The organism is Streptomyces mayteni, assembly GCF_054783955.1.
The window spans coordinates 24,084-46,588 of sequence record NZ_BAAGPR010000003.1; the positions used below are offsets into that span (position 1 = coordinate 24,084).

21 protein-coding genes are annotated in these 22,505 nt (G+C 69.9%); 16 read left to right on the forward strand and 5 right to left on the reverse strand.

Annotated elements, in window-relative coordinates; genetic code table 11:
* Positions 1 to 1,332 carry a hypothetical protein gene (locus ACYVPE_RS02130; RefSeq protein WP_461031608.1) on the reverse strand — a complete coding sequence of 444 codons (1,332 nt, stop codon included), beginning with the start codon at positions 1,330 to 1,332 and terminating at the stop codon, positions 1 to 3.
* Between the two features lie 401 nt (positions 1,333 to 1,733).
* Here ACYVPE_RS02130 and ACYVPE_RS02135 point away from each other — a divergent pair, with 401 nt between their 5' ends.
* The 6 genes from ACYVPE_RS02135 to ACYVPE_RS02160 all read left to right on the forward strand — a co-directional run bounded on the left by ACYVPE_RS02135 (position 1,734) and on the right by ACYVPE_RS02160 (position 7,597).
* Positions 1,734 to 2,480 carry a hypothetical protein gene (locus tag ACYVPE_RS02135; protein WP_461031609.1) on the forward strand — a complete coding sequence of 249 codons (747 nt, stop codon included), beginning with the start codon at positions 1,734 to 1,736 and terminating at the stop codon, positions 2,478 to 2,480.
* Positions 2,464 to 2,694 (forward strand): hypothetical protein, encoded by a 231-nt coding sequence (locus ACYVPE_RS02140; protein WP_461031610.1) that lies wholly within the window; start codon positions 2,464 to 2,466, stop codon positions 2,692 to 2,694. The genes ACYVPE_RS02135 and ACYVPE_RS02140 overlap by 17 nt, the downstream gene beginning before the upstream one ends.
* A gap of 127 nt (positions 2,695 to 2,821) precedes the next feature.
* Positions 2,822 to 4,015, forward strand: a complete 1,194-nt coding sequence (locus tag ACYVPE_RS02145; protein WP_461031611.1) for a phosphotransferase — start codon at positions 2,822 to 2,824, stop codon at positions 4,013 to 4,015.
* Positions 4,012 to 4,938, forward strand: coding sequence for a lactate/malate family dehydrogenase (locus ACYVPE_RS02150; RefSeq protein WP_461031612.1), 927 nt, complete (start codon positions 4,012 to 4,014; stop codon positions 4,936 to 4,938). The genes ACYVPE_RS02145 and ACYVPE_RS02150 overlap by 4 nt, the downstream gene beginning before the upstream one ends.
* The gene (locus tag ACYVPE_RS02155; RefSeq protein WP_461031613.1) at positions 4,935 to 6,107 is read left to right on the forward strand and encodes a phosphoenolpyruvate carboxykinase (ATP); all 1,173 of its coding nucleotides are present in this window, start codon (positions 4,935 to 4,937) and stop codon (positions 6,105 to 6,107) included. The genes ACYVPE_RS02150 and ACYVPE_RS02155 overlap by 4 nt, the downstream gene beginning before the upstream one ends.
* Before the next feature lie 1,145 nt (positions 6,108 to 7,252).
* The gene (locus ACYVPE_RS02160) at positions 7,253 to 7,597 is read left to right on the forward strand and encodes a hypothetical protein (RefSeq protein WP_461031614.1); all 345 of its coding nucleotides are present in this window, start codon (positions 7,253 to 7,255) and stop codon (positions 7,595 to 7,597) included.
* 210 nt (positions 7,598 to 7,807) lie between these two features.
* Here the strand turns inward: ACYVPE_RS02160 and ACYVPE_RS02165 are convergent, their stop codons facing one another.
* The 4 genes from ACYVPE_RS02165 to ACYVPE_RS02180 all read right to left on the reverse strand — a co-directional run bounded on the left by ACYVPE_RS02165 (position 7,808) and on the right by ACYVPE_RS02180 (position 12,118).
* Positions 7,808 to 8,638 (reverse strand): IclR family transcriptional regulator domain-containing protein, encoded by an 831-nt coding sequence (locus ACYVPE_RS02165; protein WP_461031615.1) that lies wholly within the window; start codon positions 8,636 to 8,638, stop codon positions 7,808 to 7,810.
* A gap of 87 nt (positions 8,639 to 8,725) precedes the next feature.
* Positions 8,726 to 9,670: a quinone oxidoreductase family protein gene (locus tag ACYVPE_RS02170; RefSeq protein WP_461031616.1), complete on the reverse strand. Its 945-nt coding sequence runs from the start codon at positions 9,668 to 9,670 to the stop codon at positions 8,726 to 8,728.
* 636 nt (positions 9,671 to 10,306) lie between these two features.
* Positions 10,307 to 10,969: a hypothetical protein gene (locus tag ACYVPE_RS02175; RefSeq protein WP_461031617.1), complete on the reverse strand. Its 663-nt coding sequence runs from the start codon at positions 10,967 to 10,969 to the stop codon at positions 10,307 to 10,309.
* 135 nt (positions 10,970 to 11,104) lie between these two features.
* Positions 11,105 to 12,118 (reverse strand): hypothetical protein, encoded by a 1,014-nt coding sequence (locus tag ACYVPE_RS02180; protein ID WP_461031618.1) that lies wholly within the window; start codon positions 12,116 to 12,118, stop codon positions 11,105 to 11,107.
* 472 nt (positions 12,119 to 12,590) lie between these two features.
* On the opposite strand from ACYVPE_RS02180, the gene ACYVPE_RS02185 reads away from it, so the two are divergent.
* The 10 genes from ACYVPE_RS02185 (at position 12,591) to ACYVPE_RS02230 (ending at position 22,108) form a co-directional block, all read left to right on the forward strand.
* Positions 12,591 to 13,292, forward strand: a complete 702-nt coding sequence (locus ACYVPE_RS02185) for a hypothetical protein (RefSeq protein ID WP_461031619.1) — start codon at positions 12,591 to 12,593, stop codon at positions 13,290 to 13,292.
* The gene (locus ACYVPE_RS02190; protein WP_461031620.1) at positions 13,289 to 14,419 is read left to right on the forward strand and encodes a MinD/ParA family ATP-binding protein; all 1,131 of its coding nucleotides are present in this window, start codon (positions 13,289 to 13,291) and stop codon (positions 14,417 to 14,419) included. Before ACYVPE_RS02185 ends, ACYVPE_RS02190 begins: the two co-directional genes overlap by 4 nt.
* 3 nt (positions 14,420 to 14,422) lie before the next feature.
* The gene (locus tag ACYVPE_RS02195; protein WP_461031621.1) at positions 14,423 to 14,716 is read left to right on the forward strand and encodes a hypothetical protein; all 294 of its coding nucleotides are present in this window, start codon (positions 14,423 to 14,425) and stop codon (positions 14,714 to 14,716) included.
* A 213-nt stretch (positions 14,717 to 14,929) separates the two neighbouring features.
* On the forward strand, positions 14,930 to 15,592 hold the full coding sequence (locus tag ACYVPE_RS02200; RefSeq protein WP_461031622.1) for a hypothetical protein: 663 nt from the start codon (positions 14,930 to 14,932) through the stop codon (positions 15,590 to 15,592).
* A complete protein-coding gene (locus ACYVPE_RS02205) occupies positions 15,589 to 17,091 on the forward strand; it encodes a hypothetical protein (RefSeq protein WP_461031623.1) in 1,503 nt (500 codons plus the stop codon). Before ACYVPE_RS02200 ends, ACYVPE_RS02205 begins: the two co-directional genes overlap by 4 nt.
* Entirely contained in the window at positions 17,088 to 18,578 is a 1,491-nt protein-coding gene (locus ACYVPE_RS02210; RefSeq protein ID WP_461031624.1) for an SCO6880 family protein, read from the forward strand. The genes ACYVPE_RS02205 and ACYVPE_RS02210 overlap by 4 nt, the downstream gene beginning before the upstream one ends.
* The gene (locus ACYVPE_RS02215; protein WP_461031625.1) at positions 18,575 to 19,939 is read left to right on the forward strand and encodes a hypothetical protein; all 1,365 of its coding nucleotides are present in this window, start codon (positions 18,575 to 18,577) and stop codon (positions 19,937 to 19,939) included. Before ACYVPE_RS02210 ends, ACYVPE_RS02215 begins: the two co-directional genes overlap by 4 nt.
* The gene (locus ACYVPE_RS02220) at positions 19,936 to 20,175 is read left to right on the forward strand and encodes a hypothetical protein (protein ID WP_461031626.1); all 240 of its coding nucleotides are present in this window, start codon (positions 19,936 to 19,938) and stop codon (positions 20,173 to 20,175) included. The genes ACYVPE_RS02215 and ACYVPE_RS02220 overlap by 4 nt, the downstream gene beginning before the upstream one ends.
* Entirely contained in the window at positions 20,172 to 21,632 is a 1,461-nt protein-coding gene (locus ACYVPE_RS02225; RefSeq protein WP_461031627.1) for a type IV secretory system conjugative DNA transfer family protein, read from the forward strand. Before ACYVPE_RS02220 ends, ACYVPE_RS02225 begins: the two co-directional genes overlap by 4 nt.
* Positions 21,629 to 22,108 (forward strand): hypothetical protein, encoded by a 480-nt coding sequence (locus tag ACYVPE_RS02230; RefSeq protein ID WP_461031628.1) that lies wholly within the window; start codon positions 21,629 to 21,631, stop codon positions 22,106 to 22,108. Before ACYVPE_RS02225 ends, ACYVPE_RS02230 begins: the two co-directional genes overlap by 4 nt.
* The last annotated feature ends 397 nt before the right edge of the window (positions 22,109 to 22,505 follow it).

Below are 22,505 nucleotides of genomic sequence, written 5' to 3' on the forward strand. Positions count from 1 at the left end.
TCAGGCTTCGAGGGCCAGCGGGCCGGCCGGCCCGAGGAGATGGGTGGCCGCGCCGTTCGCGGTGAACTCCTCGACGCGCTCGCCGAGGGCCCGCGCTGCCGTGGCGGTGGCCATGGGACTGCGGATCAGGTCGTGTCGTAGCCCGGTCATCCGTTCCAGAACGCCCAACGTGCGCCAACCCGTCTCCAGCGCGAAGACCGGCTCGACGGCTTCGGCGGCGCCGTCCAGGTCGCGCCGGAGCATCCGGGCGCGGGCGAGGTCGACCGCGGCCTTCCCGCGGAGTGCGGGCTGTTCCGCCGGCGGCCGCTCATTGATGAAGTCCAGCGCCCGTTCGGCGGCGGCTTCCGCGCCGCTGGCGTCGCGCAGCAGGAGCATCGTCGTGGCGTTGGACATGGCCGCGCGGGCGGGCGGCATGCCGAACTCGCCGCCGACATCGTCGTGCAGCTCGTCCCGGCGGCCGGTCGCCAGGTCGTCGAGTGACCGGATGACACGCTCGGCGGACTCCTGGTCGCCGAGGTGGGCGTGCGCGCGGGCGCGGATGGTGGCCAGCCGGGTGGCCGCGGTGTCGCCGACTCCGCCGAAGTTCTGGCCGGTCGTGACCAGCCGGAGAGCGTCGGCCGGTCGACTGTCCCAGTAGGCGAGGTAGGCCAGGGCGCCGTGCGCGTACGCCTGAAGTGGGCCGTGGTCGATGACCTCGCCGTAGAGGGCCGCCGTGCGCGCGAGTTGAACCGCCGCCGGCAGGCTGCCCAGGTCGAACGAGGCGCTGGCCAACACGGCCGCGGTGGAGCCGGCCTGGAGGTAGAGCCGGTGGCGCTGTCGCGGGCGCTGGGTGCGGTCGAGCATGGTCCTGGTCAGCTGGAGCAGTTCCGCCCCGCGTCGGTAGGACTCGACCGGGGCGGTCTCGAGGTAGCTCCTGGCCAGCTTCCGGACGTCGTCCTCGACCTGGTCGATGGTCAGGTCCGGCAGGGCCCAGGCAGCGGCCTCACCGGCGTGGTCGGCTGCATCCCGTGCGGTCATCCTGATCTCACTCTCATCGATGGCGGGTGCACTCGGCAGCGACACGGCGCCCTCCTTCGGCGCGGCCAGCAGCTCGTTCGCCGGCCTTCGGAAGATGTGCTCCAGGATCGTCGGAGCCGGCTCGTTGGGCAGCGTCCGGATCGAGCCGGACGTCCACCGTCGGAAGGTCGGCTCGGAGACCGTCGCGTTGGCGATGCGACGGTCGCCCTGCAACTCAGCGACCTCGTGAGCACCCTTCTCGTACGCCCGCCGGAACCGGTCGTAGGACCACCGGAGTTGGCGAACAAGCAGTTGGAGGAGCGTCTTCGCTTCCAAGTTCCTGCCCCCTGTGAGCGAGTGCGTGACGAGCCGGGGTGCGCGTCTCTGCCAATCGTCAGTGTGCGGTCGCGGTCCGGTCGGGCGCCGGGCAACCGACCGAGGCGACATCAAGGTGATGCCCCGGTGAGAGGCCGTATCACCGAAGGACGGACGAGGTGAGACCTCTCGTGGCATGGCCGTGTTCGGCGATTGACGGCCACGCTCTGTGTCGCAGATGACACCACGAGCGAGGAGGTCAGGGATGACACCCGCCCCACTTCCGTCCTGGACGTCCGCTGTCGAACGAACCTCCCGTGCCATAGGGGGCGGCGACCGGCATGGACGAGGGGCAGGTCGCTCCCTCCGGCAGTTCGGTCTCGTGAGCCGCTCGGCGGCGTTGGGACGGAAGGGAGCCCGCCGTGCTTGACCGCTCGCCACCTCTCACTGCGCAGGCCCGCGCCTGGCGAGACACTGCGGACGCGCCCGACCTGCTGTCGTTCTTCCTCGACCTCGGGGACGCCACGGACGCGATGAAGTGGCGGCTCGACGGCCTCACCTGTGCCCGCTGTGGTTCGACGACGGGCCTGCGGCCCGGCGGCTATGCCTACACCCGTATCCAGGGTGGATGTCTCGGCTGGGCGGTACGGGTCTGTCACACGTGCCCGCCCGCGGCTCCGATCGGCAGCGACATGGCCTCGGGCGTCGCCTGGATGATGGCGGCCGGAGCGGTCGAGGCGGACGTGCTCACGGGGTGGCGGTGGCACCAGGCGGTGTCAGTGCCGGTGGGGCGAGCGTGGGACGTCCTGCGCGTCTCGCGCTCGGTCGGCCTGGCGGTTCTCGCGCGACTTCCGTGGCACGTAGGGGCGATCGGCCCCGTGTTGGAGGTGCCGGCGCGGGACGCGGTGGAGTTCCTGGTCCCGCCGGGCACAGCCGCGACCTGGCCGTCCCGGCCGGTGCTACGCGACGCCATCTGCGTCGGCCTCGGCGGAACCAGCCGGTTCCCAGCACCCGCTCTCACGCTGGCCGATGGACGGCGGGCTCGCTGCGGTCGCCGCTGGCTCACCCGCGTCGAACCCCACCGCACCCCGACGACGCATGCCGGAGGGCTGCTGAAGTGCCTGCTGGCCGAACTCCGTACGGGGGCGCACGGTGACGACGGCCGATGACAGCCCCGACACCGTGCGCCGGGTCGGCGTCGGCCTACGGGCCAGTCTCCAGTGCTGGCGCTGCGGCGAGCGAGAGCAGCCCCTGGCCAACAGCGGCGAGGTCGTCGGCCAGCTCGGCCCGGTTCCACTGTTCTGCTGCGCCGGCTGTGCACGGGTGCTGGAGCAGCTGTATCGGGCGGCGTTCGGCCAGACCACCGTGGAGGCGCCGCAGTGATCGCCGCCCCGCTCCTGGCCGTCCTGTTGGCCGCGGTCGTTGTTCCGGCCGTCTCCCTGTGCTTCGTCTTCCACTTCGTCCGCCGACTCGAGGCGGCCTATGTCCCGACTTCCGAACCGGAGGTGTCATGTCCCACCACCCCCCACCAGCCCTCGGCGGCCCGATGGTCGACGACCTGCTCGACGACGCGGCCGAGCAGATCCTCGACGCCGCCCTCGAACTCTGGCCCGGCCGGCAGCTGAAGCTGCTGGAATGCCGTCCCTCGGTCACCGGCTACGTCCGTGTGGTGGAGGTCGGCGGGCAGCGCATGTACGCCAAGACCTCCGTGCTGGGCGCCTCGCTGGTGTCCGTCCTGCGTGGCGGGCTCGGCGACCTGAGTTGGATCCGCCAGGCCCAACGCGTCCACGCGGCCCGTAACGACGGGCTGACGCATCGGGAGGCGGCGCAGCTCCGCTGGCTGACCTCCCTGGGCCGGCCCAGGGTGTGCCGGTTGGCCGGCGCGCATGGGGCAGTCCTTTTTACCGAGCCGGTCCACGGCCCGTCCCTGGCCGAGCTGTTGGCCAGGCAACCGGCGCAGACGGTTGGCCTGCTGGCGGCGGTGATGGAGGAGCTCGAGCCGCTGAGGCGTCAGGATCCGGCCTCTCTGGGCGACGTTGTCACGCCGGAGCGGGGCATCACCGGCACGTTCGCGAGGAAGTTCGGCGGGCCGGGCCGCGATGCCTATGTCCAGGCGATCGGGGAAGCACGGTGTTCCCCGGCCCAGCACCGCGTCATCGGCAAGCTGCTCGCACTCGCGGTACGGGATCTGCTCGGGCACTCGTGGCGCTACCGGGCACTGTCCGTGTTGGTCTACGGCGATCTCAAGCCCGAACACGCCCTCTGGCCGAACACCTCGGGCAACCCGGTCCTGGTGGATCCGGCCCTGCGGCGTGCCAGCGAGCTGGAGGACTTCGCGCGGCTGATCAGCCGGACCCTGCTGCTGGCCGGGACTGAGCTCGATCCGTTCGCGGCCCGCCGCGTCGTTGACGGTGTCGACACCCTGGTCGCACATCGGATGCGGCCCATGGGCCGGCCGGAAGTCGACCAGTGGCTGCGGGACCTGGTGGCGCTGTGGCTGATGGACACCCTCAACATCACCTCCACCTACCTGACCGCCGCCGCCGCCCTACCGCTGCCCGAGCCGGCCGTCGCCGCGATCGGCCGCGGTGTGCAACTCGCCGCCCTCGTACAACGCGTTGCTGGCGACCTGGCCACTGGCAGTCCGCCGCTCGGAGTCTGGGAACGAGCGCTGGACCGGGTGGCGGAGATGGCCCGGCCATGACGGATCTACCCGCCATCGGCGTGCTCGGCGCGGGCGCCGTCGGCCGAGCGGTCGCCGGCGCCCTGGTCGCCTCGCGGTCCTGCGGAGAACTGCTGATCGCCTCCCGCACCATGGACCAAGCCGCCGCACTGGCCATGGACCTCGACGACATGCGGACGGCGCTCGGTTCACCGGCTCGCCCACGGGCCTGCCGGCCCGACGACCTGGCCATCTGCCACGCCCTCGTCGTAGCCGTGCGCGCCCGCTTCACCAACCATCACCGGACCGATGTCCGGCTGGGCGGGGCCGTGGCCAACGGCCCTCTCATCCGGGCCCTCGGCGAGAACTTCGTGGCCGGCTTCGCCGGCTCGGTGCTCGTCGTCACCAACCCGGTCGACCTGATGGCCCGGCTGCTGGCGGAGTCCTCCGGCCACCCCCGCGTCTACGGGATCGGCTCCAGCCTGGACACCGCCCGCTACCGACTGCTGCTGGCCGAACGCCTCGGCGTGGCAGCCGACCAGATCGTCGGTCACGTCATCGGCGAGCACGGAGACGCCGCGGTGATGTGCGCGACCACGACCATGGTCACGGGCGCACCGTTGCCGACCAGGCTGCCGCTCGCCGACATCCGCGCCGCGCTGGTACGCCGCCCCGGCCGGATCCGCGCCGGCATCGGTCGAACTCGCACCGGCCCCGCAGGCGCCGTACTCGCCGCTCTCCTGCACGTCCTCGGCCAGGCCGACGGCGGCGTGATCGAGCTCTCCCGCCCCTGGGCCGACGGCGTCTGGCTCGGCCTCCCCATCAGCTTCACCAAGAACGAGCCCACCGTTCGCATGCCCCGGCTGTCCGCCGCCGAGGCACTCCAACTCGACGCCGCGGCGGCCAAGCTCGCCGCCGCCTACCAGCCACTCACCCGGCACCACCAGATCGGAGAACCCCTGTGACGACCCTTCCCACCCAGCCCGCCGCGATTCGCACTCAGGTCGCCGAGGCCACCGTGACCGTCCTCGGCCCCCAGCCCGTCACCTCGTGGACGGCCCGGTACTTCGGCCCCTGGTGGCCCACCACCCAGGTCCCGGTCGACAGCCACAACGAGAGCGAACTGCTCGTCACCGCCACCATCGACTCCGCCCAGTACCAGGAGCTCGCCGATCGCGTCGGCCTCGAACCCCACCAGACCACCTCGTACGCGCGAGAGCCCATGCTCGTCACCCACCGCTCGGACGGCACGATCCTCGCCGTCTCACCCAGCCAGCGCCTTGCCTACCGCGCGTACCGCTTGTCCGACCAGGGGCGGACACTGGACATCATCGGCTGCGAAACCGAGCCGGTGGCGACTGCCACGGCCCGCCTCACCCGCGAAACCGTCCGCGGTGCGCTGCTGCGCGCCGGATGGTGCCTCCTGCACGCCTCCGCCGTCACCCGCGACGGTCGTGCCGTCCTCACCCTCGGCGGCAAGGGCGCGGGCAAGACCACCACCGCGATGACCCTCGTCCGCCAGCCGGACTGGCAACTGCTGGCCAACGACCGGGTGTTCCTCCGCCCCGACCGGCACATTGGCGCTCTCCAGGTGCTGCCCTGGCCCGCCGCGGTCGCCGTGGGCCTCGGCCTGCTCGACGCGCTCGGTTGGACGGACATCGTGCGCGGTCGTCTCGACGCCGGCGACCAACTGCACCCCACCCAGGACCCCCGGATCACGCAGGCTCTCCTCTCCGGCAGCGACGAACCGCTCTGGGACGGCCACCGGGAGCTGAAGGCACAGATCTGGCCCCACCAGCTGGTCGACTGGTTCGGCGTGGACCTGTCCAGGCGCGGCGACGTCGCCGCACTGCTCTTCCCCACCCTCGCCCACGAGGGACCGCCGCGCTCGAACCCCGCCGCCGTCAGGGCCGTCGAAGAGGCCGACTGGCTCGCCGGTGCGTCCGAGGACCGCTACCCCGACCACCTCGAACTCGCCGGCGTCCCCCTCGGCGGCACCGACCTCGCCCGCGACCTCGCCACCGCCGAGATCCGCGCTCTCCTCCACCAGGGGCTCATCCTCACCCGCGACGTCGAGACCAACGCGCGCTTCCTCGCACAGACCCTCGGCGACTACCTCAAGACGTTGTCGTAGAGACGGGGTTCTCTCCCTGTTTCCAGCGTGATGTTGCGCGCCGGCCATCGGCCGGCGCGCTTCGTTGTCCCGCCAGCTGAGGCGCAGTCAGTTTGCGGCGTGATGGTGTTGGTGCGGGACGTGCGTATCGAGCTTTCAGGCGGCAGAACCTTCGGGTGAACGACTCGAGCTGCGCTGTCTTGAGCTCCGACGACGGCCAGGAGGCGGCAGTGGTGAGAAGCGGGCTCAAGCGGGCTCTCACGTGGTTGGAGAGGACCATCTGCCGCTAGCCACACAGTGGGACACCTGCCCTGGAATGTGACGTAGGACACTAGGCGGCCGCCTTGCGAGTAAGGCCTAACCTCCTTTCACGCGTGAAATTTCGCTGGTCACAGGGGGTGACGCGCCCTCAGGCGGGATGAGTATGTCCGATTTGACTAATCGTGTGGGGCAGTTGCGGTGGAATGGCCGCTCGACGCGAACCGGCTAGTGTGGTGCGCCAACACGTCCTCCCCGAGGTCACGCGCTCGCGGGTGTCCATGGAGTCCACGAGCGATCGTAGGCCCAGGAAGGGGGTGTTGACCCCGATGGCAAGCCAGCCGGAGGGGCACCGCCGCGACCAGCAAAACCGGTGGTACAACCGGGCACGCTGGGTCGGCCCGCTGTATGCGGTCTACCGGTTCATCCGGGACCTCAGCGGGCTGTAACGACAAGGCCCCGACCACGAGGTCGGGGCAGCCGTCGCAGGCAGTGTCAGAGAGCCTCATCCTCAATGTCCTGGCAGGCGACGGGGATGGGGCTCTCGCTATTTCCCGCGCCCACCATCTTGCACGCTTGCAAGATCAAAATCGATCCAACGCAGAGTGAAAGATGCGTAGCGCACCGTACGAGATTGAGCTCCCGCAGGGTGTCTGGTCAGTGCAAATACACGGGTGACGGTCGCGTAACAAGAGGCGGCAGTGTGAGGCACATCACCCCTTGAGGGGTGGAAAGTTCTGCGTCCCCTACGTTGTAACTGCCCGATGTTCGACAGAACGGTACGTGGCCGCGATCGGTGATGCGCTTTCAAGCATCCGCGCGCCCCCCTGTCCAGCTGAATGACCGTCGGTGGATGGGAAGGACTGATGAGATCGGCGACAAGACGAACAGCCCCCGAGGAGGGGTACGTGAGCGCTCTCCCAGCCGGTGTGACCGGCGCCATCCGCATTGCCCTGGAGTTCAACATCCTCTTCTACCACGAGCACTACAAGGATGATCTACCTTCGTGTGACCTCTACGTGGACATCATCCAGGCGCTCAAGAGCGTCTACGAGGTGAACCCGCAGACCTCCGTTTTTCTCGCAGGCCACGCCCTGCGGAACGTTTCCACACCGAGTGTGGTTACCGGCGAAGGAGTGCCTTTGCGCGCCGCGGCGGAGTGTCTGCGCCACTCCCTGACCCAGGGCAACAGCGAGGAGTGGACTGACGACAAGGCCCAGAGCTTCGTTACGGCCGCGCTCATGGCCGATTGACCTTGCCGTTCCCTCTCGGCCGCCGCGACAGAGTCGGAGGAGATGAGGTGACCCGGCTGCCGGGGCACTGCACGCCGAATCTGGCCATGCTGGCCGTAGCCCGCATGCTGCGCAGGTCGTCGTTATCGCTTGGCCAGAGCTGACCAAGGCGCATCAAGCATGGGCCGCAACGGCGGTGCTCGCGCTACCAATACGTAGGCGTTCAGAGGCTCATCGCATCGCTGCCCACGGCGCCGCGGAGATCCGGCTGAGACGTGCGGCTGCGGCCTTGGTCGCTTCGATGGCCGCGCTCGGGGGCTCGGGCATGACGGCCGCGGGTTTCAGCATCAGCAGGGCGCCCATGATCGAGTCGTCCCACACGATGGGGGCGGCGCAGCTGTTCCAGCCTGCCATGCACTCCTGGAGGCCGATGGCGTATCCCTGGTCGCGGATGTCGGCGAGGGAGGCGAGCAGGGCGGCGTTGTCGTGGATGGCTCCAGGGCCCGCTCCCTCCGGGACCGGCTCGGCCAGGACGCGTTGCTGGATGGGTTCTTGGAGATAGGCGAGGATGGTTCGGCCGCTCGCGCCAGTACGCAGGGAGCGGGTGACGCAGAGGACTTCCCGGGGTGTGAGGCCGTACTCGGAGAGGTCGGAGTCGCCGACGGCCATGTCGACGCACTGTCGTTTCGCGCCGCTGAACGGGGCGAGCATGTAGAGCATGACCAGACCGCCCCGAGTGGCGTCGTGCAGTTCTTCGAGGATCTCGTGGGAGGCGTTGTCGGGGACGTGGGCGAGCGCGTGGATGGCGAGGTGTGCGGTGCCGCGTCCCAGTCGGTAGCGGCCGCGGCCCACCCGTTCGAAGACGCCCTGGTAGATCCCGGACTGCAGGATCCGGAAGACGGCGGAGTCGTCGAGGCCGGACTCCCTGGCGAGTTCGCCGGGGCCGTGGATGTCGCCGCCGAGGCTGGTGAACGCCTGCTGCACGCGGAAGACACGCTCGGCGTGTTCGCTGCCGCCGGAACGGGTGGTGGGTGATGCCGCTGGTCCGCTGGGGCTTCGCACGCTGGCCCTCCCTCCGGGGCGGGGGTCGTGCCGGGCACGTCGACACGACCCCGCAACCTCATAGCGTCATCACTATGTAACCTCACGTCACCGTGTGGTGTCCAGGCAGAGCTTGCCCGTGTGGGTCCGGGCGGCCAAAGCCTCGTGGGCCGCTGCGGCGTCGGCCAGCGGGAACGTGGCGCCCAGGACTGGCTTCAACTCGCCGGCGCGCACGGCCTCGAACAGCGACTCCATGCTCGACGGCAGGGCGTTGCGGTCGCTGTAGAGATTGGGGAGCCAGAATCCCGAGACGGTCAGGGACTTCTCCATCAGCAGGCGCCCTGGGAGGTCGGTCATGTCGCCCGACGCGTAGCCGTAGAGGGCGAGACGGCCGCGCGGCGCGAGGGCCGCGAGGATCGCGTGCAGGACGGGGCCACCGGTCATCTCCAGGGCGACCTGGACCGGGCCGCCGGCCGCCTCGACGATCCGCTCGGTGAGATCGTCCGCAGTCGAGTCCACGACGGCGTCGGCACCGAGGTCGAGGGCGAGTTGACGCTTCCCCGCCGTGCTGGCCAGGGCGACGACCTTGGCGCCCGCTCGCTTCGCCAACTGGACGGCGAGCGTGCCCAGTCCGCCACCGGCGGCCGGGATGACGACGGTCTCGCCGACGGCGAGCTGGGCGGTGGTGAAGAGCAGGTGCCAGGCGGACTGCCCCTGGAGACCGAGGCAGACGGCCTGGTCGTCGGTGATGTCGTCGGGCACCGGCCAGGCGACGCGGCGGTGCACGAGGGCCTGCTCGGCATACCCGCCGCCACGCGTGAGGCTCAGGAACCGCTTCCCGTCCGCGGTGGCGCCGACGACCTCGTTGCCTGGGGTGTAGGGCAACGTCACCGGCGCGAGGTACGTGTTGTTCCGCACGTGGACGTCCGCGAAGTTCACCCCCGCCCGGGTCACGGTGAGCAGATGGTGGGCGCCACGCGGCTCCAGGTCCGGCACGTCGGTGCACTGCAGCACCTCGGGGCCGCCGAACTCCTTCATGACGATCGCGCGCATGCTTCTCCCTGGGGTGTGGATGGATTGGTTCCGCACCAACAGGTTAGGCACCCCTGCGGGATATGTCGCCACGCTCTTCGTGAGGTTGACGCGCTTTCTCGTCACGCGAGAAAGCCGACTGGTAGGTGGGGTGTTGTTTCTCGCCAGGTGAGAGACGGGGATTCTAGGGGCGGACTCCAGCGAACGCGCGTTGACATGCGGCTATCGAGTCGGTAATAACTGAGTCAAGAGGTTCGTGTTGAGGCGGGCCGGCGGCTCCGGGTCAGCGAGGTTCCGGGTGAATACAGGGCGGTGAAATGTCTTTCGTGGCGCAGGGAGTAGCGTCGGCATCCGGGAATCGAGTGGTCGAACGGGAGGGCATGGCGGAAAGCGCGGCCCAGGCGAGCGTCAAGCCTGAAGGGAACGCGTTTATTCGTTTGAGGACGCACGGAGGCGTGGTTCTGGTCATTCCCCTCCACTCGGACCGTGGAGTGGTGGCGGTGCTCAGCGACAACGACTCCGTGCCGTGCGGATCCAGCGAAGCAGAGATGCGTCGCGCCACGTGGGAGGCCGCCCGCTGGTTGATGCCGAGCCTCTCACCTGAACTCGTTGCAGAAGTGCTGGGGCTCGGCTCAGAGTCATCGGAGCCGGGGTGAGTTAAGGCTGTCCTGCATCAGGATGCTCCACGCTGTGCAGGTGCTTGATGAGGTCGAGGACTGCCTGCTGGCTGCCGTCAGACAACTGGGAAGCGAGAACAGCGATCTCGCGTACCCAATCAGTCTGTAGAGCCTTGAGGAATCCGCTGTCGGTGGCCGCCTCGTTGAGGGCTTTTCGCTGCTCGGAATCCAGACCATGCAGCCGTAGCGCTGTCTCGCGGACCTCTTCGCCGCCGAAAGTCTCCAACAGGTGGAGTCTGCCGAGTAGTCCCTGAATCGTGGAGATATCCGCGCTGGTTTCGACGGCGCCCGGTAGCCTGATGTCGCGGACGCCCCCGCTTTTCAAGGTGTGGAGAAGTTCCAGTTCAGACTCGAACCGATCGAAATCGGCTTTCGGGTCGGCGAGATACCCGACAGGGACATGGAAATACTGCGCGAGCGCCTGGAGGTGATGGAGCTTCGGGTTGGTCGTCCGGCCGGTGACGAGCTCCCAGAAATAGGGGCCCGAGATCGAGACCCCCGTAAGTTCGCTGATCTGCCGTGCCGTCGCGTCGTAGGACGGCGGCTGTTCCCCCCGGGGCATCCTCATGTCCCGGAGCCACCGCAGCTTCTCCGCCAGTGTGCGTGAGGTGCTGCGCGTTGTGCCGCGCTCCTTGCTCCGCATTGTCGAACCCTCCCCTCTCGCCGTGCTCGGGGTCCGGTACGGAGCGCAGCCTATCGGGACCCGCCGTGCCCGAAAGGCTGGCCGTCTTCCTCATCGACCGTGTGTCGCCGGGGCGGTGATCGGGGCTGTGGCGCGTCAGATGGTGCTTCGACCGGTGGCACCGGGGAAACTCGGGGCCGCCCAGCCGCGGTAACGCAGGCGCCAGTGGCCGGCGGTGAGGTCATCGCGGTCGACGATGGCGATGCGGCCCTCACCACGGAAGCTGTCGAGGATGTCGTTGCTGGCTACCTGGTCGTTGCCGAGGTAGAGCGCGACGTGGCCGGCGTCCTGGCCGGTGTCGTAGAACAGGAGAGCGCCGGGCGGCGGGGAGTGGTCGTCGGGATGGGCGAGTCCGACGCTGAGCAACCTGGTCCAGTGCTCGTTGGCTGTGTGTGAGCCGCTGTTGAGGTATCCGTACACGTAGGCCACGAAGGCATCGCACATGCGATACCAGCCCGTCTGGCCGACGGCACGTCGAGCCGCTGCGATTGCCTGGGCGGGGGTACGGGGGTTGTTGACGCCGAAGGCGGCGGTGCCTTCCGTGCCGGAGCCGACGCATCCCGTCGCGAGGGCGATCGTGGGATCGCCCTCCCACAAGCTTGCCACCAGCGCGCTGGCCGGCTCCTCCCAGCGCGCGTAGGCGTCGGGGTATGCGCTGCGTTGAACGTTCTGCGCGACCTCGGCGAGCGGCCGGACCTCCCAGTCCGCGACGCCGAGCAGCGCGTCGTAGAAGGCGTTGGCGGCGTAGACCGGATCCATCAACTGTTCTCTGGTTCCCCAGCCCTGACTGGGACGTTGCTGGAACAGGCCGACGGAGTCGCGGTCGCCGCCTCTGAGGTTGGCGAGGCTGGACTCCTGCATGGCCGTGGCCACGGCGATCACGGCGGCTCGCGGTGGCAGGGAACGCGATTGAGCGGTCTCCACGATCGTCGCGGCGTTGCGCGTCTGCGCCTGGCTCCATCGTGCCGAGGCATCCCTGGCCGTCGACTGCGGGCCAGGCGCGCACGACGTCGCCGAACTGGATGCGCCGGGGCTTCCGGCGATCAGGAGCAGGCAGAGGGCCAGGAGCGTCAAGAGCATGCCGGCGGGTGCCATGACGGCTCTGATCAAGTTGTCTCCCGTCTCCAGAGATGCAAACGGATGTGAATAGTCGGAGGTAGTAGAACATCACTCCCGACGTGATGACGTCAGGCGCCGTTGGGCCGATCGGCTGAACTCGCAAGCTGAGTCAGCAGTGCGGCGATCCGCATCGTGCTGCCTCTGAACTGCATAGTTGCCTGCCCTGTGCCCGTTCTCGGCAAGTGGAGGCTGCCTGTTCGGCGACGCGCCAATGTCGTAAACAGTTGTTGTCAGTGATCGTTCTCTGTAGGTTGCGGGCTGCTCGAGCCGGCGTTCGGCCAGCTCCACGCTTGAGAGAAAGGGAGTGGAATGTTGGTGTCATGCCAACTCGTGGTGCTGGCCTCCGGCCGGGGCCAGGTCGCCGAGCTCGGGACGGCTGCGCCTTCGCAGAGGAAGGCGATCTGAGATGGCTCGACTCAAGGGACGGCGACCGCGGTTCCGCGTCGTGGCCTGCGGTGCCGGCTTGGCCACGGTGCTGGGGTTGATCGTGGCGTTCAGCCCGTTTCCTGGTCTTCGGGAGGAGGCGGCACGGGGGCCCGAGACGGAGGAGCGTGCACTGGACGTCGTCCAGTCGGTCAACGGCGTTCCGATCGGATTTCCCCGGTCGGAGGCCGGCGCGGTTCGCGCCGCGGTCACCTATCAGCTGGCTCGCTCATCGAAGTCCTACCTCACCGACACCCGGGCGCGCCTTGGGGTGTTGGACGTGATCGTGGCTTCCGAGGTGGTCGAGACGTTCTTCCTGAAGGAGGAGCTGGCGATCCGTCGGCTGCTCGAATCTCACGACCTCACGCAGGACACGGCGGACTCGCTGGTGGCGCGCGCCGCCGTCTTGGGCACCAGGACGGTGGGTTACACGGATGAGGTGGCGAAGGTCCAGCTGTGGATGACGGGACTCGTCGGGGCGCCGGACGCGGGTGAAGGGTCTTCGGTGGCCGCCACGTGGACCACGTACACGGTCGCGCTGCGGTGGCAGTCCGATGACTGGAAGCTCGCCGGGGTCAGCTCGGTGAACGGCCCGACGGCGCTGGAGAACCGCGGCACCATCCCCAGCACAGACGAGGAACTGGGCATGGCCGACCGGATGTTCCGCGTGCCTCCCTTCGTGAGTTGGGACAGTTCGGCGTCGAAGGGCGCGGTCACGGGGGCACCGGGGGCGAGCGCATGAGCGACAGCACCGAGGAGCCGTTGACGGCGGATTCGTTCCGACCCTCTGCGGCGAACCGGGTGGGGCCCTCCGCCCGCCAGCCGGCATCGAAGTCCGCTCCCATCTCCGAACCCGCCGTCGAGCCGGCGGCACCGGTGCCGCCGCCGTCGGCCGACGAGCGCGGCGAGTTGCCGCTCACGTACGCCGGCTTCACGGCCTCACTGCGCCAGCACGCCAGGCCGGCAGCGCCGAGCTGGGGATGGCGCGGGCGGGTCCATCGCTGGAGCGGGGGTCGTATCTCGCCGGCGGTGAGTGCCGCCGAGCAGGGGTGGCACGCGGCGTTGCGGGCGGTGCAGATGACCTTCGGCGGGCCGCGCACGATCGTGTTCGTCAACCCGAAGGGCGGGTCGGGCAAGACGACGGCCACGTTGTTGGCGGCCAGGACATTCGGCGTCCACCGGGCTGGTGGCGTGGCGGCGATCGACATCAACGAGGGTCGGGGAACGCTGGGGCAGCGGTCGCTTCCCGCAGCCCACGCCAACACGGCGCGCGACCTCCTGGACCAACTCGACGCGTTCGACGCGCCGGTGACCGGGCCCGGTGACCTCGGTCTCTTCCTGCGCGGCCAAGGCCCGGCCCGCTTCGACGTGCTGGCGAGCGACGAGCGTCCCGAGGTCACCGGCCAACTCGACGCCGGGTCCTTCGACCAGCTTCACGAGCTGTTCAGCCACTACTACAGCCTGGTCCTGGTCGACTCCGGGAACAACCTGCGGGCGCCGAACTGGCTGGCGGCCGCGCGGCAGGCGGACCTCCTGGTGATCACCACCACCGTGCGGGAGGACACCGCCTCCTCCGCCCTCTGGATGGCCGATGCCTTGGAGCGACATGTCCTGGAGCCCGGCGAGCTGAAGAAGCGGAGCGTGGCTCTGGTCTGCTCGCCCGCGCCGACCGTCGACGTCGGCCTGCAGCGGTTCCTCATGGAGACCTTCTCGGAGCGGTGCGGCATCGCGATGCCGATCCCGTCCGAGCCGGCCCTCGTCGACGGCGGGCAGATCGACTACTCACGCCTGTCCCCCGCGACGCACACGGCTTGGCTGTATGCCTGCGCCGCGATGGCGACCACCCTGTCCGCGGCGCGGGAGGGCTGAGCTGTGTTGCCTCTGGCAGAGGAGTTCAACCCGTTCGACGGCGTGAGCCCGAGCTTCGGCCCGTTTGCTCCGTTGCTGGAGTCCAAGTTCGGCATGTTCCTGGGGCTCGCCTGGCTGATCGGCTTCTTCGTCTGCGCCTACTTCCTCGTCGAGGCCATCGCCCGGGCCGCGAAGGCCAAGCGGCAGGGCATCGGCGGCGACCTGGACGAGACCAGGGGCGAACTCGTCCGCGTGGGCGCCGCGACGATCGGCATGGCCAGCCTCCCCGTCCTCTACGCCATCCTCACCAGCGCCTGAGCACCGGGAGCGACATCCGTGAACGTGCGCATCGACTACCAACCCAACGAAGGACGCGGCCGAAGGAGGAAGCGGCCAAGACAACGTCGCCGGGCCCTGGCTCTGGCAGCTGGTTGTAGCGCCGCGGTGATGTTCGGCGTCCTGAAGTGCGGCTCTACACCGACCTCGAACTCTCCAGCTGCTGAGGCAGAGCGGCCGGCCGCCGCGCCCGAGATGGCGCGTGGCGGCGCGACGGCCGCCGCCGCACTGGCCACCCGCAGCGTCTCGGGACTGCCGCGCGGCTTCCCGCACAGCGAGGAAGGCGCCGTGGAGGCCGGAGCCTCCTTCGCCTCCTCGGTCTTCGTGCTGCACCGCATGTCGTCCGGCGACCGCTGGGCGTATGCCCAGGACACCATGACGGATCCGCCGTCGAAGCAACTGCTGGACACGGAGGCCGTCGCGTTCCGTGCCAACCACGGGCTGTCGGAGTCGGGGCACGTCGTGAACGGGGACGGCGGCATCGTCCAAGGGACGAGGTTCGTCTCCGAGTGCCACCCCGCGCTCGGTGCCTACCGCGTGGCGGACTCCGTCGAGGACCGGGTCGAGGTGGACTTCTGGCTGCCGTGCCTGCTCGGCACGGTAGATCAAGACGGGCGAGCCATCGAGCTGCGAGCCAGATGGCAGATGGGCCGCATGGCCCTTCGCTGGGACGACGGCGACTGGCGCGTCGACGCGCTGACACGAGGGCCGTTCGACGAACTCGTCACGCCCCCCGACGAAGGCGAGTTCGTCACCTCCCTGTCCCAACGGGCCGCGCTCCTGGGCGCTGACTGGCTGGCCTTCGCCGACGCCCGCGAGAACCGCCCAGACGGAGCCCAGCCGGAAGCCGGTCAGTGAGCGACCCGCCGGCCGGGCGTCTGCGGCTGCGGATGGCCATCGGTCTCCTGCTGTCGCTGCTGCTATCCCTGTGCCTCGCCGGGACGGCCGCCGCCGAGGACAACGAGTGCGAGGACGCGCTCCTGGGGGAGTGGGCCTGCTCGACGCTGAACGACATCCCCGGCGTGAACAGCGTCTACGAGTACCTCGGCGACGTGCACCGGGACAAGGTCGAGCAGGTCACGGGCAGCCTCGACGACATCGTGCCCGACGACTTCATCGAGGAATGGGTCACGGGCATGGCAGAGTCCACGGTCACCCTGCTCACCTACATCCAGGAACTTGGCGAACGGGTGACCAGTCCGGCCTTCGACCAGGACTGGTGGGCTTCCCAGTACGCCAGCAGCTTCGGCCTCTCGCTGATGCTCCTCACGCTCCTGCTCGTCTGGCTCACCGCCCAGTGCGCCGCGGCCGGCGCCTCGGCCACCGGCGTCGACCTGCTCCGGCAGTCGGGCTGGCGTCTGGTCTTCGTCGTGCCGCTCATCTCCGCAGGGCCCGTTGTCCTGCTGGAACTGCAACTGATGGCCAACGAGTTGGCGCGTGTCTTCGCCGACGAGGGCACGGCGCACGCGGGGAGCGCGGTCGAGCAACTGATGCAGCTGCTCATTGACACCGCCGGTGACTGGGGTGTCTTCGGCGGCAGCGTGCTCGCCCTCCTACTGTTCCTCGCCATCTTGTGCCTGGGGGTCGTGACGCTGATCGAGATGGCCATCGCCCAGTGGGGCCTGCACCTGGGCGCGCTGCTGGTCCCGCTCGTGCTGGTCGCCTGGGTCTACCCGCCATGGTCGAGCGCGCTACGGCGCCTGGCGGGGCTCCTCGGCGGCCTGATGCTGCTGCCCGCCTTCATCTACTTCTTCTTCAACACCCTGTGGACAGCCTTCGACGGGCTGATGCGCGATCGCCCCGAGGACGACGGCCTGGCCATCCTCTTGTTCCTGCTCGTGGGGCTGTTCATGATCGACAGCTTCCCGGCCGTCGCCATGTGGCTGATGTCGATGGGCGCCTCTGCCACCACGGGCATGGACCCGCAGGTGCGCGGAGCCGTCGACCACCCCTCCGGCGGGGAAATGATGGCCGGCGTCACGGACCGGTTCGAGGCGCGCATGAGCAAGCTCGGATCCTCGAAGTCGAGCGGGAGCGGTGGTTCCCCGCCGGACGGTGGCTCGCCCGACGACGACCAGGCTGACGCGGACGATGCCTCCTCGCAGGCGGGTCGTGGGGTCGCCGACTCCGCGCAAACTGCGGCGGCCGCAGGAGCGAGCGGCGGAGCGACCGCCACCGCCGCCGCAGCGCACTCAGCGACCGAGCAGGACGGCGACGACGACACCCCGGACAAGCCCGGCCCGAGCGGCGGCGACCCCGGCACGTCGGGCAGCACCGGCCCCGAAGCACCACCGGCTCGCCAGCCCGAGGCTGACGACGGCCCGGAACCTCAAGAACGAGAGAAGGAAGATTCGTGAGCAGCGCTGAGCGCACCTACATCCTGGGCGGCGAGACGCGGCGCCGGTCGCTCTTCGGCGCCGTCACCCCGCTCCAGCTCACGGTCCTCGCGCTCTACCTCCTGGTCTGGCTGCTGTCACTCGTCGCCACCCGATCCCCTGCCGTACTGGTCCTCGGCCTGGCCGGCGGCGCCGCGGGCTGGCTGACGGTCCGCCGCCGGACCACGGAGGGCGACTCGTGGGCCGCGAGCCTGCTGGACCGGCTGGCATGGCGATGGGCCGGCGGCCGGCAGGAGCGTCCGGACTTCGTGCCTGGGCTCTCGCTACCTGCTGAGGTGGGCGAGGTGCGGGTGATGGCCTACGCTCCGCCCGGTGCCCCGGAGTCTCCGATGGCGCTCGTCCACCACCAGGACAGGCGGCACCGGACGTGGGCCGGCGGCCACTTGACCGCGACCTTCGAGATCGCCGGTGGCGGGGACGGCCTGCTGCCCACCCGCTCCGTCAACAACACGGGCTATCTCTTCGAACGGCTGCTGGGCGGGCTGTCGGGGGCGAACGTCCCTGTCGACCAGCTCGACCTCTGTACCCGGGTGTTGCCCGTGCACCCGGATACCTACCGTGCGCACCTGGACGGCCTCCTCACCGGCGACGTTCCACCGCGTCTGCGGAAGTCCATGCGCCAGCTCGCCGGCTACGCCGCCGGCAGCACGGAGGCCTATCGCAGCTTCGCCACCATCCGCATGCCGCTGGACCAGCTCGCCGGCCGGCTGCCGAAGCCGGCCGACCTCGAGATGTTGTGCGCCGAGGCGTTCACCGTGCTGGGCGATGTCGTCAGCCGGGTGGGGCGCGCCGGCCACCCGCTGCGCAGCGTCCTCGGTCCCCGCCGGCTCGGGGCGCTGATCCGACACCTGCACGACCCCGACCAGGACATCGACGACCTGGACGGCATCGACTCCGTCGCCGACGGCTGGTCCCACACCCGCGCCCCCGGCCGCGACTGGGCGCGCACCGGCGGCGTGTCCCGCCCCTGGTACCACGCGGTCGCCTCCGTGCCGCGCGACGCCTGGCCGCTCCAGCCGGTCAACGCCCGATGGATGGAGCACCTGGTCACCGGCGTCCACCCCGCCACGATCCGGACCGTCCAGGCGCAGTGGCGGCTGGTGCCGAAGGTGTCCGCCCGCGAGAAGGCCCGGCTGGCCCTGACCTACGACACCGCCGACCGACACGGTGAGCGCCGCCGTGGCCAGGTCTCGACCGGCGTGAGCGAGGCGTCCATGTCCTCCTCCCGCCGCGTCCTCGACGACCTCCTCACCCCGGTGGTCGGCGGCGTCCACCCGGCCGTCCGCGTCCATGTCTCCGCACCCAGCCCCGAAGAACTCGCCGCCGCACGCCTCCGGGTGACGGCCGCCGCCGAGAACGGCGGGGTGACCCGGCTGCGCTGGCACACCTACCGACACCACCAGGCGCTCCTGACCACGCTGCCGCTGACGAGAGGCATCACCGTATGACGGCGACCACGCCAACACCACCGCGCTCTCGGGGCCGGCTGCGGCAGCTCCTCGGCCACGCCGAGCTGGAGCAGGAGACCATCTTCACCTCCACCCGGCAGGCCGCCGCGCTGAACCCCGCCGTGGTCGCCACCCACCCCGCGCTCGCCGGTCCCATCACCGGCATCGACCTCGCCACCGGCCAGCCGATCAGCACCGACCCCCACGCTCTCTACGACCAGGGGCGGATCACCAGCCCCAACGTCCTGGTCCTGGGCGACATCTCCTCGGGGAAGTCCTCGCTGGTCAAGACCCAGTACTGCGTCCGCCAGGTCGCCTGCGGCAAACAGGTTGTCGTCCTGGACCGCAAGAACCAACAGGGCCACGGCGAATACGAACGAGCAGCGACCGAATGCGGCGTCACCCCGGTCCGCTTCGCCAGGACCGGCGGCACCGCCATCAACCTCCTCGACCCCCGCATCTCCACCACCTCGGAGTCCGGCGGCGACGGACGCGTCGGCCAGGACCGACTCCTGCTGATGGTCGCCGAGCACGCCCACGAGCGCACACTCACCTCACGCCAGCGCTACGCTCTCCGCACCGCCCACGCCACCGCACTCCACCGCGCCCGCGCCGCCGGCCGGATCGCCACCCTGCACGACGTCGTCACCGCCCTCTACGACCCGGCATCCGACGACGTCCCTCGGCCGCATCTGCGGGACGAGGGCCTGGTCACCCGGCCCGACGTCATCTCCTGGGGCCTGGACCTCGCCCTGGATCTCGAACGCTTCATCACCGGCGACCTCTCCGGCCTCATCGACCGGGCCACCAGCGACGACCTCGACCTCACCGCGCCCCTCATCGTCTTCGACACCTCCGCCCTCCCCGAGGACTCACCCGCCCTCTCCCTCGTGATGGCCCTGGTGGCGACCTTCCTCTCCGCGGTCTGGGCACACCGCGACGGCCAACGCCTGATCATCCTGGAGGAGGGCTACCACACCGCCCGCCTCGACAAGGTCGCCGCCGTACTGCGCTCGCTCGCGAAGCGGGGGAGGGGCATCGGCCTGTCCTTCGTCACCGTCGTCCACCACCTCAGCGACATCCCCGAGTGTTCCGACGCGATGTCGCTGGTCCGCGAGGCCGGAATCGTTCACGTCTACCGCCAGTCCCGCGAGGACGACGCCGCCCAGGCCCTGCGCCAGTTCCGACTCCCGGCCAGCCTCAGCACCCAACTCGGCGCCCTCGCCCAGGGTGTTCACGTGCTGCGCATCGGACACGAGCCCGCCCGCATGGTCCAACACCTCCGCACACCCCTGGAGATCGAGATCACCGACACCGACCAGGCCATGACCGGCCGCCCCCACCCCACGGAGGCCACGTGAACACCCCCGTCCTCATCGCCGCCACCCTCCTGGCCCTGACTGCCGTCTGCGGCACCGGCTACCTCCGCGGCCGACTCGCCCGCCACCTCACCGCCGACGTCTGCCCGACCACCCCGCACGCTGGATTCGCCACCCCCGAACAACTCCACGCTCACCTCTCCGAGGCCGCCGTCCGTCGAGCCGGCGGCCAGGTCCGCCCCGGCCTTGTCCTACCGTCCCAGCGGACAGCCGAGTGACGTCCACCCCGGTGACCGAGTACGGCTACTTCCTCGGCCACGCCACCCGGCCCGCGTGCGACCGGATGCCGCTCTACTCGCCCTACGACCAGGCACTGCGCGTCATCGGCCCGATGGGATCCGGCAAGACCTTCCGCTTCCTCGCACGACTCCTCCGCGACGTCCCCGGCCCCACCCTGGCGACCTCCACAAAGCCGGACCTGCTCGAACTCACCCTCGGCGCCCGCCTCCGGCGCGGCCCGGTCGTCACACTCGATCCGCAGGACCTCGTCCCCGCGCAGGAACCCCTGCGCTGGTCACCGATCCACGGCGCCCAGGACACCCTCACCGCCGAACTCCGCGGCCGCGCCTTCATCGCCGGCACCCGCACCCGCGCCTCCGGCGCCCAGGACGAAGGCGCCGCCCACTACCGCCACCTCGCCGGCACCTGGCTCTCCTGCCTCATCCACGCCGCCGCCCTCGACGGAGCCTCCTGGCGCGACGTCCTGCGCTGGTCCAAACGCCCCGACGCCCCCGCACCCCGCCAGATCCTCCACCACCACCCCGGCGCCGGCCCCGACTGGGCCGAAAGCCTCCTCGACGCCACCACCGGCGACGAACGCGCCGTCGGCAACACCCGCTCCACCCTCGCCAACGCCCTCGCCGCCTTCGCCCACCAACCCGTCATCGACGCCGTCGACATCGCCCCCGAACACGCCACCGACATCGAGAACCTCCTCGACGCCGACGGCACCCTCTACCTCCTCGGCAAGGACTCCGCCCACTCCACCATCGCGCCGCTCGTCACCGCCATCACCGAGGACGTCCTCGACCGCGCCGAGCAGCTGGCCGTCACCAAGCCGCACCGCCGCCTCGACCCGCCCCTGGTCGTCGCCCTCGACGAAGCCCCCAACATCGCCCCGCTCCCCTCCCTCCGCCAACGCGTCGCCGACGGCCGAGGCCGCGGCCTGTGCGTCATCTACCTCGTCCAGGGCTGGGCCTCAGCCGAATCCCGCTTCGGCCGCGACACCGCCAAGGAACTCGCCGCCATCACCAACAACACCCTCGTCCTCGGCGGCTCCCACGACGTCCCCTTCCTCAAAGACCTCGAAGCGCTCTGCGGCACCACCGAGGTCCACAAGACCTCCGCCACCCTCAACCGCGACTCCCGCAAAGGCACCCCCACTGGCAGCAGCCGCTCCCTCAACCACGACCGCGAACCCGTCCTCCGCGCCCACGAAATCCAGTACCTCGACGTCGCCGCCGGCCAAGCGCTCCTCCTCGCCGGCAACCTCCCACCCGTCCTCACCGAACTCCCACCCCTCACCCGGCACCCTGACTGGCCCACCATCGAGCAGGAGATCGACGAGATCCGCGCCCACGCCGACACGACCCGCGCCCAACGCCGTGCCGACCGCACCCACGCCCAACAACGCCACCAGGACACATGGCAGGCCCGAAAGCTCGGCACCCCATGACCCGCCTCCCCGCATGGCCACCACCACCCGGCATCGTCCGGCGCATCCTCGGACCCGACCCGGACAACCCGCCGCCTGACGAACCGGCACCCAACCCCTGGGACCTCTGCGCCCTCACCGGCGACCTCGAAACCGCCGTCTGGACCTGGCTCGACCACGTAGCCCACTGGCTCAACACCACCTACGGCCACACCGACGGCCACGTCATCCCCGGCTGCTGGCCCCACCACCCCGCCATCGCCCACGAGCTGGCCGCCATCGCCTTCACTCGCATCGAGGTCTACAGCGCCTCTACCGCCGCCTACATCCCCCGTTGGCACGCCGACCTCGACGACTTCCACCGCCGCATGGACACCAGCCTCGGCCCGAACTCACCTTGCGGTCGCGTGAGACACGACGAACTGCCCGAGCGTTACGCCGCCATCTCCGCGAACTTCATCATCGGGGAGCGGCTGAAGAACTCGCGGCCGAGATAGCTCACACGAGGACGGCACGCAGTCCCGTCGAGTAGGTCCCCCGCAGGAAAGTGTCGTGCGAACAGACCGAGCATCCACTCGGTCATCGTCCTGAGGATGGCCGGTTCGGCGGATCTCTGGTGGTGGCGAGGCTGGTGGTCCGCATGGAACGGCATGAGGAGGTGGTGAATACCTCTCCCTCTGATGTGGGAACCCCGAACCCGCCCTCACCGCCTTGGATCTGCACGTGGTGATGTGCTGTGCGATGTGCACTGTCACCTGTGCGCGGTGCTGAGCTGCGCTGTTTTGTGGGGAATCGAACCCCTGCGTTGCTCTTCACGCGCCAGGGCCGGAAACCGCCGGCCGCGGTGTGTGCACGCCTCCGGAGCGGCTACCCGCTCCACATCGTTTGTGCCGC

What these genes read in the sequence shown, in the direction of transcription:
- ACYVPE_RS02170 (WP_461031616.1), bottom strand. Translation starts at nt 9,670, where the DNA reads ATGCGCGCGATCGTCATGAAGGAGTTCGGCGGCCCCGAGGTGCTGCAG.
- ACYVPE_RS02190 (WP_461031620.1), top strand. Translation starts at nt 13,289, where the DNA reads ATGAGCGACAGCACCGAGGAGCCGTTGACGGCGGATTCGTTCCGACCC.
- ACYVPE_RS02150 (WP_461031612.1), top strand. Translation starts at nt 4,012, where the DNA reads ATGACGGATCTACCCGCCATCGGCGTGCTCGGCGCGGGCGCCGTCGGC.
- ACYVPE_RS02145 (WP_461031611.1), top strand. Translation starts at nt 2,822, where the DNA reads ATGTCCCACCACCCCCCACCAGCCCTCGGCGGCCCGATGGTCGACGAC.
- ACYVPE_RS02230 (WP_461031628.1), top strand. Translation starts at nt 21,629, where the DNA reads ATGACCCGCCTCCCCGCATGGCCACCACCACCCGGCATCGTCCGGCGC.
- ACYVPE_RS02215 (WP_461031625.1), top strand. Translation starts at nt 18,575, where the DNA reads ATGACGGCGACCACGCCAACACCACCGCGCTCTCGGGGCCGGCTGCGG.
- ACYVPE_RS02175 (WP_461031617.1), bottom strand. Translation starts at nt 10,969, where the DNA reads ATGCGGAGCAAGGAGCGCGGCACAACGCGCAGCACCTCACGCACACTG.
- ACYVPE_RS02200 (WP_461031622.1), top strand. Translation starts at nt 14,930, where the DNA reads ATGGCGCGTGGCGGCGCGACGGCCGCCGCCGCACTGGCCACCCGCAGC.